General features: G+C 50.5%; 16 protein-coding genes. 10 read left to right on the plus strand and 6 right to left on the minus strand.

Features of this window, described 5'->3' with window-relative positions; genetic code table 11:
* Window positions 1–326: 326 nt before the first annotated feature.
* From GOV45_RS11125 to terL, 4 genes are all read left to right on the plus strand, one after another.
* Entirely contained in the window at window positions 327–671 is a 345-nt protein-coding gene (locus GOV45_RS11125; RefSeq protein ID WP_170477387.1) for a hypothetical protein, read from the plus strand.
* 56 nt (window positions 672–727) lie between these two features.
* Window positions 728–1,315 (plus strand): hypothetical protein, encoded by a 588-nt coding sequence (locus GOV45_RS11130; protein ID WP_170477389.1) that lies wholly within the window; start codon window positions 728–730, stop codon window positions 1,313–1,315.
* A gap of 364 nt (window positions 1,316–1,679) precedes the next feature.
* Complete coding sequence (locus GOV45_RS11135) at window positions 1,680–2,141, plus strand: hypothetical protein (protein ID WP_170477392.1); 462 nt, start codon at window positions 1,680–1,682, stop codon at window positions 2,139–2,141.
* Between the two features lie 80 nt (window positions 2,142–2,221).
* A complete protein-coding gene (gene terL / locus GOV45_RS11140; RefSeq protein WP_170477394.1) occupies window positions 2,222–3,688 on the plus strand; it encodes a phage terminase large subunit in 1,467 nt (488 codons plus the stop codon).
* Between the two features lie 589 nt (window positions 3,689–4,277).
* Here terL and GOV45_RS11145 read toward each other — a convergent pair.
* From GOV45_RS11145 to GOV45_RS11155, 3 genes are read right to left on the minus strand one after another with little or no spacing between them, the layout of a single operon-like run.
* Window positions 4,278–5,255, minus strand: a complete 978-nt coding sequence (locus GOV45_RS11145) for a 2-dehydropantoate 2-reductase (RefSeq protein WP_170477397.1) — start codon at window positions 5,253–5,255, stop codon at window positions 4,278–4,280.
* The gene (locus GOV45_RS11150; RefSeq protein WP_170477400.1) at window positions 5,252–6,793 is read right to left on the minus strand and encodes an acyl--CoA ligase; all 1,542 of its coding nucleotides are present in this window, start codon (window positions 6,791–6,793) and stop codon (window positions 5,252–5,254) included. The genes GOV45_RS11145 and GOV45_RS11150 overlap by 4 nt, the downstream gene beginning before the upstream one ends.
* Window positions 6,794–6,853: 60 nt before the next feature.
* Complete coding sequence (locus GOV45_RS11155) at window positions 6,854–7,540, minus strand: fumarylacetoacetate hydrolase family protein (RefSeq protein WP_170477403.1); 687 nt, start codon at window positions 7,538–7,540, stop codon at window positions 6,854–6,856.
* A gap of 172 nt (window positions 7,541–7,712) precedes the next feature.
* On the opposite strand from GOV45_RS11155, the gene GOV45_RS11160 reads away from it, so the two are divergent.
* From GOV45_RS11160 to GOV45_RS11185, 6 genes are all read left to right on the plus strand, one after another.
* On the plus strand, window positions 7,713–8,396 hold the full coding sequence (locus tag GOV45_RS11160; RefSeq protein ID WP_254447979.1) for a FadR/GntR family transcriptional regulator: 684 nt from the start codon (window positions 7,713–7,715) through the stop codon (window positions 8,394–8,396).
* Window positions 8,397–8,476: 80 nt separating this feature from the next.
* Window positions 8,477–9,454 (plus strand): ABC transporter substrate-binding protein, encoded by a 978-nt coding sequence (locus tag GOV45_RS11165; protein ID WP_170477406.1) that lies wholly within the window; start codon window positions 8,477–8,479, stop codon window positions 9,452–9,454.
* 76 nt (window positions 9,455–9,530) lie between these two features.
* Complete coding sequence (locus tag GOV45_RS11170) at window positions 9,531–10,292, plus strand: ABC transporter permease (protein ID WP_170477408.1); 762 nt, start codon at window positions 9,531–9,533, stop codon at window positions 10,290–10,292.
* Window positions 10,279–11,079, plus strand: coding sequence for an ABC transporter ATP-binding protein (locus GOV45_RS11175; RefSeq protein WP_170477411.1), 801 nt, complete (start codon window positions 10,279–10,281; stop codon window positions 11,077–11,079). Before GOV45_RS11170 ends, GOV45_RS11175 begins: the two co-directional genes overlap by 14 nt.
* Window positions 11,080–11,116: 37 nt before the next feature.
* Complete coding sequence (locus GOV45_RS11180) at window positions 11,117–11,839, plus strand: ABC transporter permease (RefSeq protein ID WP_254447980.1); 723 nt, start codon at window positions 11,117–11,119, stop codon at window positions 11,837–11,839.
* A gap of 294 nt (window positions 11,840–12,133) precedes the next feature.
* Window positions 12,134–12,787, plus strand: coding sequence for a hypothetical protein (locus GOV45_RS11185; protein WP_170477417.1), 654 nt, complete (start codon window positions 12,134–12,136; stop codon window positions 12,785–12,787).
* A 270-nt stretch (window positions 12,788–13,057) separates the two neighbouring features.
* On the opposite strand, the gene GOV45_RS11190 is transcribed toward GOV45_RS11185, so the two are convergent.
* From GOV45_RS11190 to GOV45_RS11200, 3 genes are all read right to left on the minus strand, one after another.
* Window positions 13,058–13,549: a hypothetical protein gene (locus GOV45_RS11190; protein ID WP_254447981.1), complete on the minus strand. Its 492-nt coding sequence runs from the start codon at window positions 13,547–13,549 to the stop codon at window positions 13,058–13,060.
* A 28-nt stretch (window positions 13,550–13,577) separates the two neighbouring features.
* The gene (locus tag GOV45_RS11195) at window positions 13,578–14,348 is read right to left on the minus strand and encodes a hypothetical protein (protein WP_170477422.1); all 771 of its coding nucleotides are present in this window, start codon (window positions 14,346–14,348) and stop codon (window positions 13,578–13,580) included.
* Window positions 14,349–14,502: 154 nt separating this feature from the next.
* Entirely contained in the window at window positions 14,503–15,015 is a 513-nt protein-coding gene (locus GOV45_RS11200; protein ID WP_170477425.1) for a nucleoside deaminase, read from the minus strand.
* Between the last annotated feature and the right edge of the window lie 118 nt (window positions 15,016–15,133).

Here is a 15,133-nt window from a genome sequence, read left to right on the forward strand (position 1 = left end):
CTCGCTAACGTTCGAGCGCATTCGCGACACCGCTGTGCAGCGAATGGCTGCTTTGTCCGCAAGCTGGCAATTGTCGAATTCTTGGCTAGCGTCTGAAGTCTCGCGAGGCGGTTATTCAAGACTGAATTAGGTTTTCTTTGATAAACGACCATTCGGCGGCATTCACCAGCCACAAGGGAAAAATAGTCAAACGACTCAGTTGAGTTCAGAATGGACACTCTTTCAGGTCCAAAGTGATGCCCGCGGGGTGTCATGGATGAATTGAATGCCAAAGCAATCGCGGTTACCCTTCCAATAGGCGCTATCTCGGTACTAAACTAACCAGAATGAAAACCTCTCTTCGAAACCCATATGCTTCGCGAAAGTTTGCTAAAATTCCTGACGACATGGTGGCGATCTCTCGGGTACTGGCGGTAAAAGCTGGGCTGTTCGAGCTCGCACGCGGCGGAAATACGGTGGATGGGCACCTTCTGATTCCTGCGGTTTGTGACTTCTCTTGTTTGCTTTCGTCACGAAAAAAACAAAACCTAATATCTATTCAACTTGTCCACACTATCAGCGACGCGAAGTCGATAATTGCAAAGTCCATTTTATTGGCTGATCGCTTGCGAGCGTTCCGATCCGAACTCTTCACAGCCGCTAAAGCTGGTCTGAGTGACGCCACAACATGAGGTAAGCATAGCGGTACTGAGTGTCGCCTTGATCAGATCCAAAAGGAGAATTCGACATGACGCCGGCCCAATTGGAGTTTACCGTTGTCGAACGCATGTGGTCTATGCTCCCGAGCGTGCGCCGTGATTACGAATTGACGCAAACCTTCACGCTGTTCTCTTCGATCATCATTCGAGTCCATCAAAGCTTACATGCCCGACACGGCAGTAACGAACTCTTGGAGTACATCGAAAGATATCTTGTTTGGCTCGCGGAAACGCCGTTTGACGTTGCCTTTAGTCTAAATGGAACCCCGCGTCGTCCACTCGAACGACCTTCTGAGTTTGACGACATGTCTATGCTGAAAGATGCTAATGGTTCTTGGTCTGCGTACGAGTTTGTCGCGGCCCTGCACCGCGCAATATCCGAATGCGATGGCAGATTTGTTTTACCCATTCTGCACAATGATTCTCTGTGCGCTTTCAACTTCCTGCTTCGTTCTAGCGTCGGAAACCAGTTGCAAGACGGCTTTCATGTTCGTCTCAGTCAGGCCGCGCTACGCAGTATCGCCGATCAGGTCGCCAGCACTTACTGCGGCGCTCTCTCAAGCACTTTCAACGAAAACGAGATGCGCCGAGCCATGCATCTAAGGGAAGGTATCTAGTTGCATTGCAGCCCATGCACGGCCCGGATCGGTATTCAATTGGGGAGTTGCCGCGAAACAAAGTTTAATGCCGCGCGCCTCTGTATATCGCGTCAGAAATGTAAATCAGACAAAGGCGCAAGCGGATATTTGTGCGCCTAGACTAGGTGGAACAGCGTAGTGCAAAGAATGTTGTAGCCTGCAATCATCAAGTCACGTTTGTTTTAAGGACGTGAATGTAGGTAATTTCAAGGGCGCTGGTGGGAAGAATTTCGAGAAGGAAAAGTCGCGCGGGGGTTTTAGCTATTTAGTTTCAGCAAGTTTTATGGATTTTATTGCTAGGGTGGTAAGATTGGAGGTGGATTGAAAATATTTTAATAACAGCATGTTGCTTGAAACTTTGTGGAGAAGGGTTGAGTCATGGAATCGGCGCGATTCCCTGTTGGGTTTCGTGCAATCTAGAATTGAATGGCGGGTCTCGCGAACGGAAGTCATATCACTTGTTGAACTGCTTAAGGGCGCCAGGGAACTTGCAGATCTCGCACGGGTCGATTCGGCTCAGCGAAGTGATCAACGCCAGCAAAAAAGGATTCGTGATTTAATCAGTACGCTGAGGCTGATTTACTTTTCTCCGCGAGGCGTTCTCTCTTTGTTAAAGATCATCGCGGAGGGCAGTTACCCAACCCAAGATCAGATCGTGTTGGTCTTAACTGACTTCAATGATGCCGAGCCGTTTGTGTATCGTGCAAGGCACCACCTTGATCCTGACTTTGATCGAAATGACCAAGCTCTGACGCTCAAGGCTCAACGTGTGCTCAACCGCCGCGGTGGCAGAGGTTCCGTTTGATGACGACGATTACGCGTCGTTGATGGAAGAACTCGACTGGCTGGATGAGGTCCGTCGGGCACATTCGGCAGGAGGCTCTGATGGTTCCGAATGATGTACACAGAGTGCTAATCCGGTCGCGGCTGAGGTCGTTTCTGGGCCGGTCGTTCCGAACTTTGAACCCGGGCCGATCGCTGTCTTCCGCGCATTACGTCCGAGCCTTGTGCTGTACTCTGGAGCGGGTGGCCAGAGGCGAAGTCCGCCGTCTGATTATCGAACTGCCGCCGCGACATCTGAAATCAACCATCGCCAGCGTTGCGTTTCCCGCGTGGGTCCTTGGGCGGGATCCGACAAAACGCATCGTGTGCATCAGCTACGGGCAGGATCTGGCTCAATCGTTCGGTCTGAAGTGCCGTAGTCTGATGCAGGAACCATTTTACCAGGCAAACTTTCCGGGGCTTGCTCTGGACCCCGGGAAAAACGCTGTTGCCGAGTATCACACGACGCAGAAAGGGTTTCGGATTGCGACCTCGATGGGCGGCACGCTGACTGGCAAAGGAGGCGACATCGTCATTCTTGACGATGTTCTGAAGGCCCAGGACACACATTCTCAGACAGCGCGAGACTCGGCCTGGCAAGTCTACAAGGAGACCATTGCAACACGATTGGACGATCCCAAAACCGGCGCAATTGTCGTGGTCGGTCAACGCCTGCATGAAGACGATCTTCTGGGACGTTTGCGGCAGACCGGCAATTGGGAAGTCGTGAGCATGCCGGCGATCACTATCGAAGAGCAAACGTTCGACCTCGGCGATAACATGCAATACACCCGGTTTCCGGGTGAACCACTGGACCCGGATCGCGTCGGTCTGGAGGAGCTTGCCGCGATCAAAGCAGAGATCGGAACGTTGGCTTTTGAAGCCGAATATCAGCAGCATCCCGTTCTGCCGGGCGGTAATCTCGTCAAACTGGAATGGTTCAAAACCTACGAAAAGCTGCTGCCTCGGGCGCAGTACGAGGCAGTGATTCAAAGCTGGGACACAGCGGCCATTCCAGGCGATTCGAACGACTATACCGTCTGCACAACCTGGGGCATCATTGGCAACTATGTCGACTTGCTAGACGTGCATCGCCAACAGTGTCTCTACCCGGAAATCGTCGATGCCGCAGTTCTTTTGCGCAAGAAATGGAAGCCGAACCTGATCGTTATCGAGAAAGCTGTAACCGGACTGTCCCTCAAGCCTGATCTTGTGAAGAAGGGAGCCCCAGAGGCAAACTGGCTCTCACCGGAAAAAGGCAAGGTGGAGCGGATGATCGCCCAATCCGCAAAAATCGAGGCGGGTGAAGTGCGCCTGCCCAAGGCCGCGCATTGGTTGGAGGCCTTTAAAGCGGAAGTGGCAGCTTTTCCGAAAGGAAAATATGATGACCAGGTCGATAGTATGTCTCAGGCGCTCCGAGCATTGGACTATCGGCATCACACGATACGGCACTGTAGCAGGTTCAAGGGGTATGGTTTCACGTCTGGAAGCAAGAGTGCTGCTTTCTTAAGCAAAAATATGTGCGAATAGAAAAGCTCGGCCTCACTCAGACCACGAGCTCACCTGCATCGGTTTTGTCACCAAATGAACCTTGTGTTTGTCGAAATATTGCTGCGCCGAGGCGAACGGCAGCTAAGTCCGCAACTCGGACATAGACCCTGTTATCTTGAACGTCCGGTCTTGGTGAAAGCAGACATCGCAAAACGTCGCCGCGATTTCGTAGGCTTGAACGTCTGCTTCTGCGGAAAGCGGTCATTCAAGAAAACTGCTGGAAGTTCCGCTTCGCGGACAAAGTTGCCGGTCATTTCCGTTTTCAGCGACTGGATTTCCAGAACCTTCACTTCGGATAACTGTACTTGGGCTGTTCGATTTACTTGTGTCTTGATTTCTTAAGCCATTCGATTGGCGAGGTGCCGTTCCATCTCCTAAAGCCGGGAAGGCAATAACATCCATTTCGACAGCAACTCACGACACCATCACGGTACGAAACCATGACCTAGCACACGAATTGATGGGCAGTGTAACTTTTACCGAGTACTTTTATTTGTTGACGACTGGGCGCAAACCGGCCTGACCCGCTCAAGCGAAGTTCTTCTGACAAGACCGTCCGAAATGGGGATTAATAAAGATCAGCAACTCGTGCTCTTAGCTTTATAAGGGATGCAACAGTGTCAATTGTGGGAGTTTGTGTGCCAGTGAGCTGCCCTAGTTCTTGCACTGAGGTGATCAAAGCGTCGATTTCCATTGGCCGACCCAAATCTAAATCCTGCCACATTGATGTCTTGTGGGCACCGACGGCAGCGCCACCATCAATACGTTTTTCCACACTAATCGGAAATTTAACTCCTAGGGTTTCCGCAATTTCCTGCGCCTCTAGCATCATCTGACGCGCTACTGTTCGAGTTCCTTGGTCAGCACACAAAACATCAAGTGTTGCTTTCGTCAGCGCGGAAATGGGATTGAACGATAAGTTCCCCCAGAGTTTTAACCAAATTTCATCCCTTATGCGGGGGCGCACTGGCGCGCGAAGTTTTGCGCTAGCTAACGCAGCCGAAAGTCTAGTGGAGCGTTCGGACTTGGAGCCATCGGGCTCGCCCAAAGAGAAGCGATTGCCTTCTACATGCTTGATTAAGCCAGGAGAGATGACCTCTGCCGCAGGATACACCACGCACCCCAAAACCCGGTCGGGCCCGAGACCATCCCATTGGGTATTTTTTGGATCGACAGACTTAAGCCTGGTACCTTCGTACGGGCCATCCAGTTTGTGGAAATACCACCAGGGTATTCCGTTTACACCGCTTACAATGGTCGTGGTGTTTGATATCAGCGGCTGCATGGCCCCTACAACTGATGGAACCGAATGCGCTTTCAAAGTTACAAAAACATAGTCTTGTGGCCCGAAGTCCTCTGCGTTTTCGGAAGCGTTCACTTTTACATTTATCGGATTGTGCTCTTCCTCAAGAAGGGTCAGCCCATTTTCTTGTATCGCAGCCAAGTGTGCACCGCGAGCTACGACGCTCACATCAACGTCGGTCTGAGCGAGTTTTGCAGCTACATAACCTCCTATGGCACCGGCACCAAAGATACAAATCTTCATATCTGAACCTTTGCAATTCCAAGTTTTTCAGCCAAACCAATCCTTTGGACTTTTCCGGTTGCGCCTTTTGGAATTTCATCGAGCACTATTACGATTGCCGGTACTTTGAATTTAGCAACGTGAAACCCAACAAAATCTTGAATATCTTTTTCCTTTACCATCGCACCCTCGGCAAGAACCACTGCCGCAGCAATGTCTTCACCCAATTTTTCGTGGGGAACGACAAAGCAAACGGCCTGAACAATATCGGGGTGACTTAGTAGTACTGCATCAACTTCAAGTGGACTGATTTTTTCGCCACCTCGATTGATTATCTCCTTCAGTCGACCAGTTAGCCAAAGGTAGTTTTCTTGATCAAATGAACCTTGGTCGCCAGTACGGAACCACTGTTTTCCATCCGCTTCGAAGAAGTTTTCTGAATTTGCCTTAGGGTTGCTTTCGTAACCAAGTGTCACGTTCGTGCCACTTATTACTATTTCTCCGATTTCGTTTGAAGCAATCAGGATGTCTTCGACCTCATCCGCGATTCTGACGTCGGGGCCAGCTGGTATTCCAACTGATCCGGGTTTTTGAAGCCGGGGGGGAAGCGGATTGCAGCACATTTGATGCGCGGCCTCAGTCATTCCATAAGCTTCGATTACTGGCGCACCAAAAGTTTCAACAAGCTCTTCCATCACTGGTGCCGGTAACGAAGCGGATGAAGAGCGCAAAAAGCGCAATCTCGAATTTTCAATGATACTTTGGTTGCGTTTGGATCGAGCAAGTATCGCTTGATGCATTGTCGGTACTGCCGTGTACCAAGTCGGTTTGACCTCTGCTACATGTGAAAAAAAAGTGAGCGCGTTGAAGCCATTAGTACAACTTATTTGAGCCCCAGAACCAACAGAAGCGGCGACAGCTGCAATTAGCCCATGTATATGAAAAAGTGGCATAATACTGAGGCAACAATCGTCAGAATTCAGCTCCAAGGATGAAGCTACGTTTCGCGCCGAAGCGTAAATGTTGGCCTGTGTCAGCGGCACTATTTTCGGGCGTGAGGTTGTTCCAGAAGTGTGAAGGATAAGCGCGACATCGTCTTCATTTGGCGAAGATGTGTCCGCGATTCCAATAGGATCGCTCGGCAATATGGAAAACTCTCCGGCCGGCTCGGATACGTCATGTGCGATCCGCAGGATACCAATTCCAAGTTCCTGTGCGGCGTAGACAGCGGGACCGTCTTCCTTTTCGTCTACAAGGAGCACCTTGGCATTCAGGTCTTTAAGGTAAAAGGCATACTCTTCTTGGGTGTAGGCTGGGTTAAGTGGCGCCGTCGTAGTCACTTGTGAGATGGTTATGAAAGCGGTGGCCATCTCCGGGCCGTTTGGCAATACGATTGCCACGCGGTCTCCTCGACCCACTCCAATTTGGTGCAAAGCTTCGGCGATCCGGCTGCTTAGTTCCCTTAATCCTCGATAGCTCAACCAAGATCTACCGGGAGCGCCAATGGAATTGGCAGTATCTTCGTGCGGCGTGATCAAATCAGCAATTAGTTGCGGCATCCTGGATCCGTTGTACTAGACTTTCAGTTCGTTTTTGGCACAAGTCCGGCAGGTACTTCGCTAAGTTACGGTCACCGTCAGGCTGTCGAGCTCTTCAATGGTCAATACCATTACGTCGCCGCGCGTAACTGGACCAACGCCGGAAGGCGTTCCTGAAAGGATCACGTCGCCCGCCGCAAGTTCGAAGTATTCACTCAGGTAGGCAATCATTTCAGGGACCTTCCATATCATTTGGTTGAGGTCTCCTTCTTGCCGGGTTTCTCCGTTTACGGTGAGTTTCAATGCACCTTTGTCGAGGTGACCAACTTCTGATGCCCTGTGAACTGGTCCACATGGTGCGGAGCGCTCAAAGGCCTTACCAATTTCCCAGGGACGACCCATTTTTTTCATCTGACCCTGAAGATCACGACGTGTCATGTCGAGGGAAAGCCCATAGCCAAAAACATGGTCCAACGCCCGATCAACAGAGATGTTTGTACCGCCTGATCTTAGCGCGACATACATTTCAGCCTCATGGTGTACGTCCGAGCTGTGCGGTGGATAAGGGAATTTACCCGAAGGATCGAGGTTATTCGGATTTTTTTGGAAGAAAAAAGGCGGTTCTCGGTCTGGATCATGCCCCATTTCGATAGCGTGTGCCGCGTAGTTTCTTCCAATGCAGTAAACCCGCCGAACCGGGAAGAGTGCATCGGTGCCAGCAACTGGAAGGGCAACACTCTCGGGTGCATCGATCACAAAATTAGCCATAAATATCTCCGAATAGCAGCAGGTTTAAGTATGCATCTAACGTAGACCAATCTTGAAATCAATTCCAACCATTGCTAAAAATATCGATTTTTCATTGCTATATCGTCAAAAGTTTGGTTAATTCAGACCAATTTAGGAAAATTGGTTGCCCAATATGGAAGATGCGCCAGTCATGAAATTCGAATTGATCGAGATCAATGATACGGTCGCGGCCCTGCGCAAGTTCATCGAAGAAGGCAATTATTCTCCAGGTGATCGTTTGCCATCTGAGAGAGATCTAATCGGTCGCTTGGGCATAAGCAGGTCGGCGCTCCGGAAGGCGCTCGGAACGCTGGAAAACGAAGGGTCCATCTGGCGTCATGTCGGAAAAGGCACGTTTATTGCTGCCCGTGGCCTTCAGACCGGCAATAGCCAACTAAAGCATTTAAGCGAAGCAGTAACGCCTGTGCAATTGATGAGGGCGCGCCTTTCATTGGAACCCGCGCTTGCGAGAGAAGCGGCGGTCAATGCGTCCGAGAAATCGGTGACTGGCCTCAAGGCAGCGCGCGATCGGGCTGCAGCCGCTGCAACTTGGGATGAATATGAAGCCGAGGATGATGCCTTTCACCGCGCCATTGCTGAGGCAACGGGGAATGGTCTGCTGTTGTCCTTGTTTGATCATTTGAATGGAGTCCGAAGGGCAGTTGCATGGAACACGGTTGTTCGAACTTCAGTTCGCCCGCCTGACAACCATTCGAGTTTCGAAGAACACAATCAGATATTGACGGCCATTCAAGAACGGAACGCTTCTGCCGCTCATGCAGCCATGCGCGAGCATTTGAACTCCGTATCAACCCGACTTTTTGGAGAGGAGTGAGCGAAAAACAACTGCCGGCAAAAGAGCATAACATCAAACGCCGGTTCAGAATTTACGACTAATTCTCAGGGAGGAGACAAATGAAACGTTTTCTGAAAAGGTTAGCCTCAGCCGCATTGGCGTTGCCGCTAGCGGTGAGCATTTCGTCCGGCACTGCATATGCCGACAAAATCAGGATCGCGTTGGCCGAAACTCCATCGGATGAGCTCGCTGCATTTTTTGTTGCTCTTGACCGAGCAAAAGCCAATGGCTTGGACTACGAATGGACCGCGTTCTCAGATGAGGAACTTGCGATTCAAGCGGTTCTAAGCGGTCAGATGGATATTGGTTTCGGCACGCCTTATTCTGCGATGCAACGCTCCAAGGCGCCGCTTCGCATAATCTTTCAGTTGTCCAAACTAAAGTTTTTCCCCGTCACAACCACAAAGTACTCATCGCTTGAGGACTTAAACGGCGAACCGATTTTGTTGCACTCGCGAGGCGGTGGCACGGATTCAATTGCCAATGTGATTGAGGATCGGATGAACATCAAATTCGGTGAACGTTCCTATGTCCCGGGTTCGTCCAATCGAGTTGCAGCACTGCTTGGTGGTCGGGCAGATGCCACGATTATCGACCTGTCCAATAAAAACAAACTCATGCGCAGCGACGCCGCAGAAAACTTCAACGTGCTCGAAATGTTTGAAGTTGAAGCCAGCGACGAAGCCCTGTTTGCCAATCTGGACTGGATAAAAGAGAACGAAGAAGACGTTGCGATTTTCGTGAACGCATTGGTTAGCACATGGCGCGATATGCACGAAGATCCAACGGTTATCAGACGTGAAACCAATCCAGATGGACCAATTGGTCAGCTGCCTGAGGAAATTCTTGCGGAACTGGATGGCTTTTACACCGATGCAGTCGAAGGCGGTCTTTACGATCCTGATGGCGGGGGTCGAACCGCTGCCACGGCAGATATGGAGTGGTATTCCGCTGCTGGGCAGCTCGAGGGAACGCCAGACGAGTTGAACATCGAGGACTTTTGGTACCTTGCCCCGCTGGACGCGGCGACGAACTGACATTCAGTCACATAGCACCACGCCCAAGTCAGGGCGTGGTGCATACAAGTTTCTGACTATTGAGAGGCATCAGTAAATGCCAAATCGTGCTCTGCAGTTAAAAATTCTCTCTGCACTGATCTTGTGCGGCGCTTGGCAAATAGCAGGCCTAATCCCGGTAAGTTACGCATTTCCGACGTTCACAGAAACTATGGGCGCATTGTTCGATATGGCGCGTAGCGGTGTACTTTTTGAAGCCTACGCTGAAACCCTTCAGCCATTAGTTGTCGGCGTTGTAATTTCGGCTTTCATCGGAATAGCAGTCGGCCTCTGGGTTGGGTTGAGCAATTTCTTTGACTGGTTGTTTTCTCCAATCTTCATCGTAATGCAGGCAGCGCCACTTGCCGCATTGATACCTCTTTTGGTCCTTGCCTATGGAATCGGGCTGACCTCAAAAGTCCTTGTCGTCTGCATTATGGCAATGCCAGTCATCGTTTTGAACACCAGCAGCGCCGTACGAAACACACCCGAGTCATTCAAAGAGATGGGACGTTCCTTTCTTGCCCCGAAACATTCGATTTTGCTGCGTATTGTTATACCCGCTGCATCGCCAGTCATCTTCGCTGGTTTGCGTTTGGGGGTCTCAGCAGGCTTCATCGGTGCCATACTCGCTGAATTGAAAATCACGCCAACTGGCGTTGGCGATATCATCACTTATAGCCGTTCCATTGCCGATTACCCCAGCATGTATGCGGCAATATTCTCGATCATCCTACTTGCGGTTCTGTTTTTGAATTTGTTGGAAAAAACAGAAACGGTTCTCTTCAAAGGAAACCAACGTGGCTATGTCTCAGATTAAAGAAGTAACCCCTCTTCCGGTGGCGGAATCCATCGAAAGCGCTGTTTCAGTTCGAAATATCTCAAAGAACTACGGTGCCGTAGAAGCGCTGCGAGATTTGTCTCTTGAGTTTCCAAAGGGACAATTAACATCCCTCTTGGGGCCATCAGGATGTGGCAAAACCACATTGCTGAAAATAATCGCAGGATTATTGGAACCAACCTCAGGCGAAGTGTTTGTAAACGGCCAACCCGTTGCGTCACCTGGTCCAGACCGTGCCTTTGTGTTTCAGGACTTTGCCCTGTTGCCTTGGGCATCGGTTCTAAAAAACGTCACATTCGGGCTGGAGATGCGTGGTGTCGGGACATCCGAAAGAGAGGCTATCGCAGAAAAGTACATCAAGGATGTTGGACTCGCGGGCTTTGAACACAGCTATCCTCACGAACTGTCGGGGGGCATGCGTCAACGTGTGGGTTTGGCAAGGGCACTTGCCGTTGACGCCGACGTTCTTTTGATGGACGAGCCATTTTCGGCAGTTGACGAACAGACCCGTCGTAAATTTCAAGAAGACCTCTTGGGTCTGGTGCAAAACGAAAACAAGACATTCATTTTCGTGACCCACTCAATTGAAGAAGCAGTTTATGTGTCGGATCAGATTGCAATTCTGTTGCCCCGGCCAAGCCGCGTTTCGGAAGTGATCAGACCATCGAACTTCCGGGACAAGGGCGTCGACAACATCCGCAGGGACCCAGAATACCTTGATATTGTAGACAATATTTGGGCATCCCTGCGCAGTTACGTGGAATGAGGCAAGTATGATAGTTTTAGGATACCGGCTTCCAGGGATGTCATCCCTTATAATCTGGGGCTTGCTTTGGGAAATTGTCGGACAATCTGGATTAACCTTTTTTATCCCACCGCTCAGCGAAGTCGTCACGACACTGTTTTCGATGATTGGTACTACGGCATTTCAGACCGCTTTGGCTCAAACAGCCTACGCGTTTTTGGTAGGGGTAGGTGCAGCCATTCTAATCGGCATACCAGTTGGAATACTTATGGGTAAAAGCCGATTGTTGGATGAACTCTTGCTCCCGTGGGTCAACGTTTTTCTTAGCGCTCCATTAACAGCTCTTGTGCCTGTTCTTATGGTACTTTTCGGTTTCGGAATGAAATCGATCATCATTACAACGGCACTTTTTGCAGTTTGGATCATTATCTTGAACTCTCGCGCGGGGGTAAAACAGATAAACCGCTCATTGGTAGAAATGGCGCAAAGTTTTGGAGCCTCGCCGTTTGATGCGTTCTTCAAAATTTATTTTTGGGCCGCACTTCCTGAGATATTAGGAGGAGTTCGTATTGGAGTAATCCGAGCCGTGAAAGGTGTAATTATAGGACAATTGCTAATTTCAATTGTCGGTTTCGGCGCCCTTTTCGAATTGTATTCGGCCAACTTCCTTATGGGACATTTCTGGGCAGTACTTATCGTGCTTTTCGCGCTGGCCTTTACTATCTCAGAATTCCTCGCCTACCTAGAACGCAAAGTTTCATACTACGCTGCCAAGAGGTAATGCCCTAACTTTTTTTGACCAAATCTCAACTACACTAAAGGAACGGAAGTAGAAATGTTTGTCTTACTATCTCCGACAGCGACTCCGTGAGACCGTTTGCCAAATTTTCGACGATGACCGTTTTATGGACAAACAGGTCTAGGTTTATGTCGAATCTGAAGCTTGAAACTCCGCTAGTAGCGCTTCGTCAATTGTCGAGGAGGTTTGCTGGCTTCCACTAGTGGTGACAAACTCGGCTGTATGATCAATGCCGACTCCATTATTCGCAATAGATTAAATCAAGGAGTAAAAACAATGAATTTACGCGTATTGTCTACGGTGGCGTCAGCCGTTGGCCTCACAATTGGAGCAGCCTTTGCCCAAGGTACAAATGTTTCCCATCCGATGGGTTTCTTTGTTACGTCTACTGGCCTTGGCGACGGTGGAAATCTTGGAGGCCTTGAAGGCGCAGACACCCATTGCCAGAGCCTCGCCGCGGCTGCCGGGGCCGGTGACCGTCAATGGCGTGCATATTTGTCAACACAGGAAGAAGGAGAACGCGGAATTTCCGCCAGAAGTCGCATCGGTCAAGGCCCTTGGTACAATGCAAATGGTGAATTGATAGCTTCTGACCTTGATCAGCTACACATCTTGCCAAACATCTACTACCGGACTGCGGTTGACGAGAATGGAAACACAATCAAAGGTCGCGGCGATAGTCCTAACGAACACGACATTCTGACCGGTACTCAGGCAGATGGCACCGCCTACTTCCCCTGGCATGAAGGAGACAAGACATGCGCAAATTGGACATCGAATGGCGAGGGTTCGGCAACCGTAGGACATCACGATCGCCATGGCGGGGGAAATACGTCTTGGAACGCAGCTCATGGTAGTCGCGGTTGTTCTCCTGACGCGCTTCGGGCCACCGGTGGAAATGGCTATTTCTACTGTTTTGCGGCGGATTAACCTTTAGACAGATCAAATAGCTGCATCAAACACCTGATTTGTTTAAGTGCGATTTCTGTATAACCGACTCCACTGACAAAGCTTTAAAACCACTGACGAGGGTATTCTCTTTTTGTACCCGTCCGCCTGGGGTTCGTTGCAATCATTCGCTGCGGGGTGCATGAACGTCCGCTTTCGAGGCTGGGTGGCGTAGCGGTGAAAGACGCCCGTGTGGTTGAATGTGGGGGCTTGTGGTCGGAAAACGGGACTTAGGCTCACACCAATTGAAGCCTACTCCCAATTGCCAGCTGACGAACGCCAAGTATTGGCTTCGGCATCCCAAACGCTGGCCGTGACGCATGGCGTCGGATTTATTCCGCCGCAATTGGATCCATGGATGTCCGCAACGACAACGCGTTGGTCTCCGAAGTCAACAACCTTCCAGCCTTGATTGAGCAGGGAGTGCACCTCTTCACTAACCCAAAAGTGCGACATGCATCCGCCGGTTCCGCAGTAAAGAGATGCAGCGCTCGAACATGCAAAACCGGACTCATTCAGAACCCAGTCGTGATGTAGATCTCCATCGAGGTCGACCCTTTCGACCGCGCCCCAATCTAAGTCAAACTGACCGTCGTTGAACTTCGTGCAGGCTTTTACCGCCAGATCAACCTTTGCCCGCAAACCGGAGGGAAGTCGCGAGATATCAGCCGCGAAAGCTGGTGAAATCCAAACAAGACTCGAAACCAGAAAAATGCTGGCAAACAAGCCTTTCAGTTGACGCATTTTTTGGGAAGCCAGTTGGAAGGCGGCATCAATTGCACTTATCATATCTGTAGTCCCCATATTCCAGCCAATTTGCCGGGCCTTCGCTAAATATCAGAAACTCGGACCTGTCCTCTCCAAGCAGCGCCACGACAAATCCGGCCGGCGGCTTAGAGTTTCCGAAGTAACTGTAGGCGGTCATGGCTCTTATTGAATCGCCGTTGACCGTCACTCGCGCGTCCCACTCCCCATCCGGATTGTCCAGAATTACATATTCGATCTGGCGTTTTATCGCTCCACCACCACAATAGACGATGCCTTCGGGTACCTCGTAGGAAGCTCTGTCGCTGGCATCCGTATCACACGCAGAACGAAGCGACCGAATTGCCGCGCTAGAACCTTGTAAATCAATGATTCCATAGCTGACGTCTTGGTCAATCATCGACAGATTGACCGACGCATTGGCCGCGAGCTGGTCCAGTACGAAATCATAGTCCTGCTGACTATTGAAATTGATCTCGACAGGATAATTGTCCACGATCTGTAACGCAGCGTTATCAGCGCCAACCTGAAATGCACCAACTTCGGTTGCGCCGTTCTTCAAAAAACGAATGGAAAGCCCTTGTTTGTCCACAATGTCCTGGCTGTCCTCATATCCAGCCGGAGCAAACCGGATACGGTCACACTGAAGTTCCAGTGTCATGTTTCCGGTCTGAATAAATGCATTGGGGTTGGACCCGGAACTGAACGACCACTCCGCCGAGGCGGAAGATGCCACAGCCAGCAATAACGTTGTTGTGGCAATTGACTTGCTATTCATGTGTTCTCCTCAGCTTTAAAAGTTGCGCGTTTTTAGTCCGCTTTTTTCTCGGTCCGGTCATTCATTGCAGATTGCACAAAGGCCCGCATTGGGTCCAAGACTTCCCGCCGTAGTATGCGAACGCGACAAGAAACTTCGCTGGTTGCTTATAACCTTACAAACTGCAGAGCGTTGGAGTACCTGCGCTCCTTATTTCCCGGCCATAAAACATGTGACGAACCCCAGCCCAAAAGGCCGCTGCTTCACACATGGGGCATGGCCTGGAAGATGAGTACATGACCGCTTGGCTCAAATCCCGGTCGTTGAGACGGCGCGCCGCGTCCCTGATCGCCGCCATTTCAGCATGGCCGGTGGGGTCTTGATCCAAGACGACCCTGCTCGATGATTGGCCAATAATAACGTTGTCACGCACCACAACTGCACCGTACTTCTGATCTCCGTGGTCAATTGCATACTGACGCATCTCGAAAGCGCGCTCCATGAATTTGGCATGGTTGGGATCACTAGGTTGTGGTATCGAGTCGTCCTCACTCGCAGAAGTTTGACCCACGAAGGAGCCACACAGTCCGACTGTCACTGCGCCAAAGCCTGACGCAGCAAGAAAACCACGCCTCGCGAAAACGAATGTACTATGGCTGTCCTGCGCAATTTCACCAATCGTGTCCATCTTGCCAATATCCGTGGGATGTATTCATCTTTGTCACCACCCTACCACGAGAAGACATTGAAATCATGCCTGTTCTATCCAAGCTGCCATTGGCGCGTTTCAGGTGAAACTCGCTACT

This window comes from Ruegeria arenilitoris, from assembly GCF_013035425.1.
Taxonomy (GTDB): Bacteria; Pseudomonadota; Alphaproteobacteria; order Rhodobacterales; family Rhodobacteraceae; genus Ruegeria; species Ruegeria arenilitoris_A.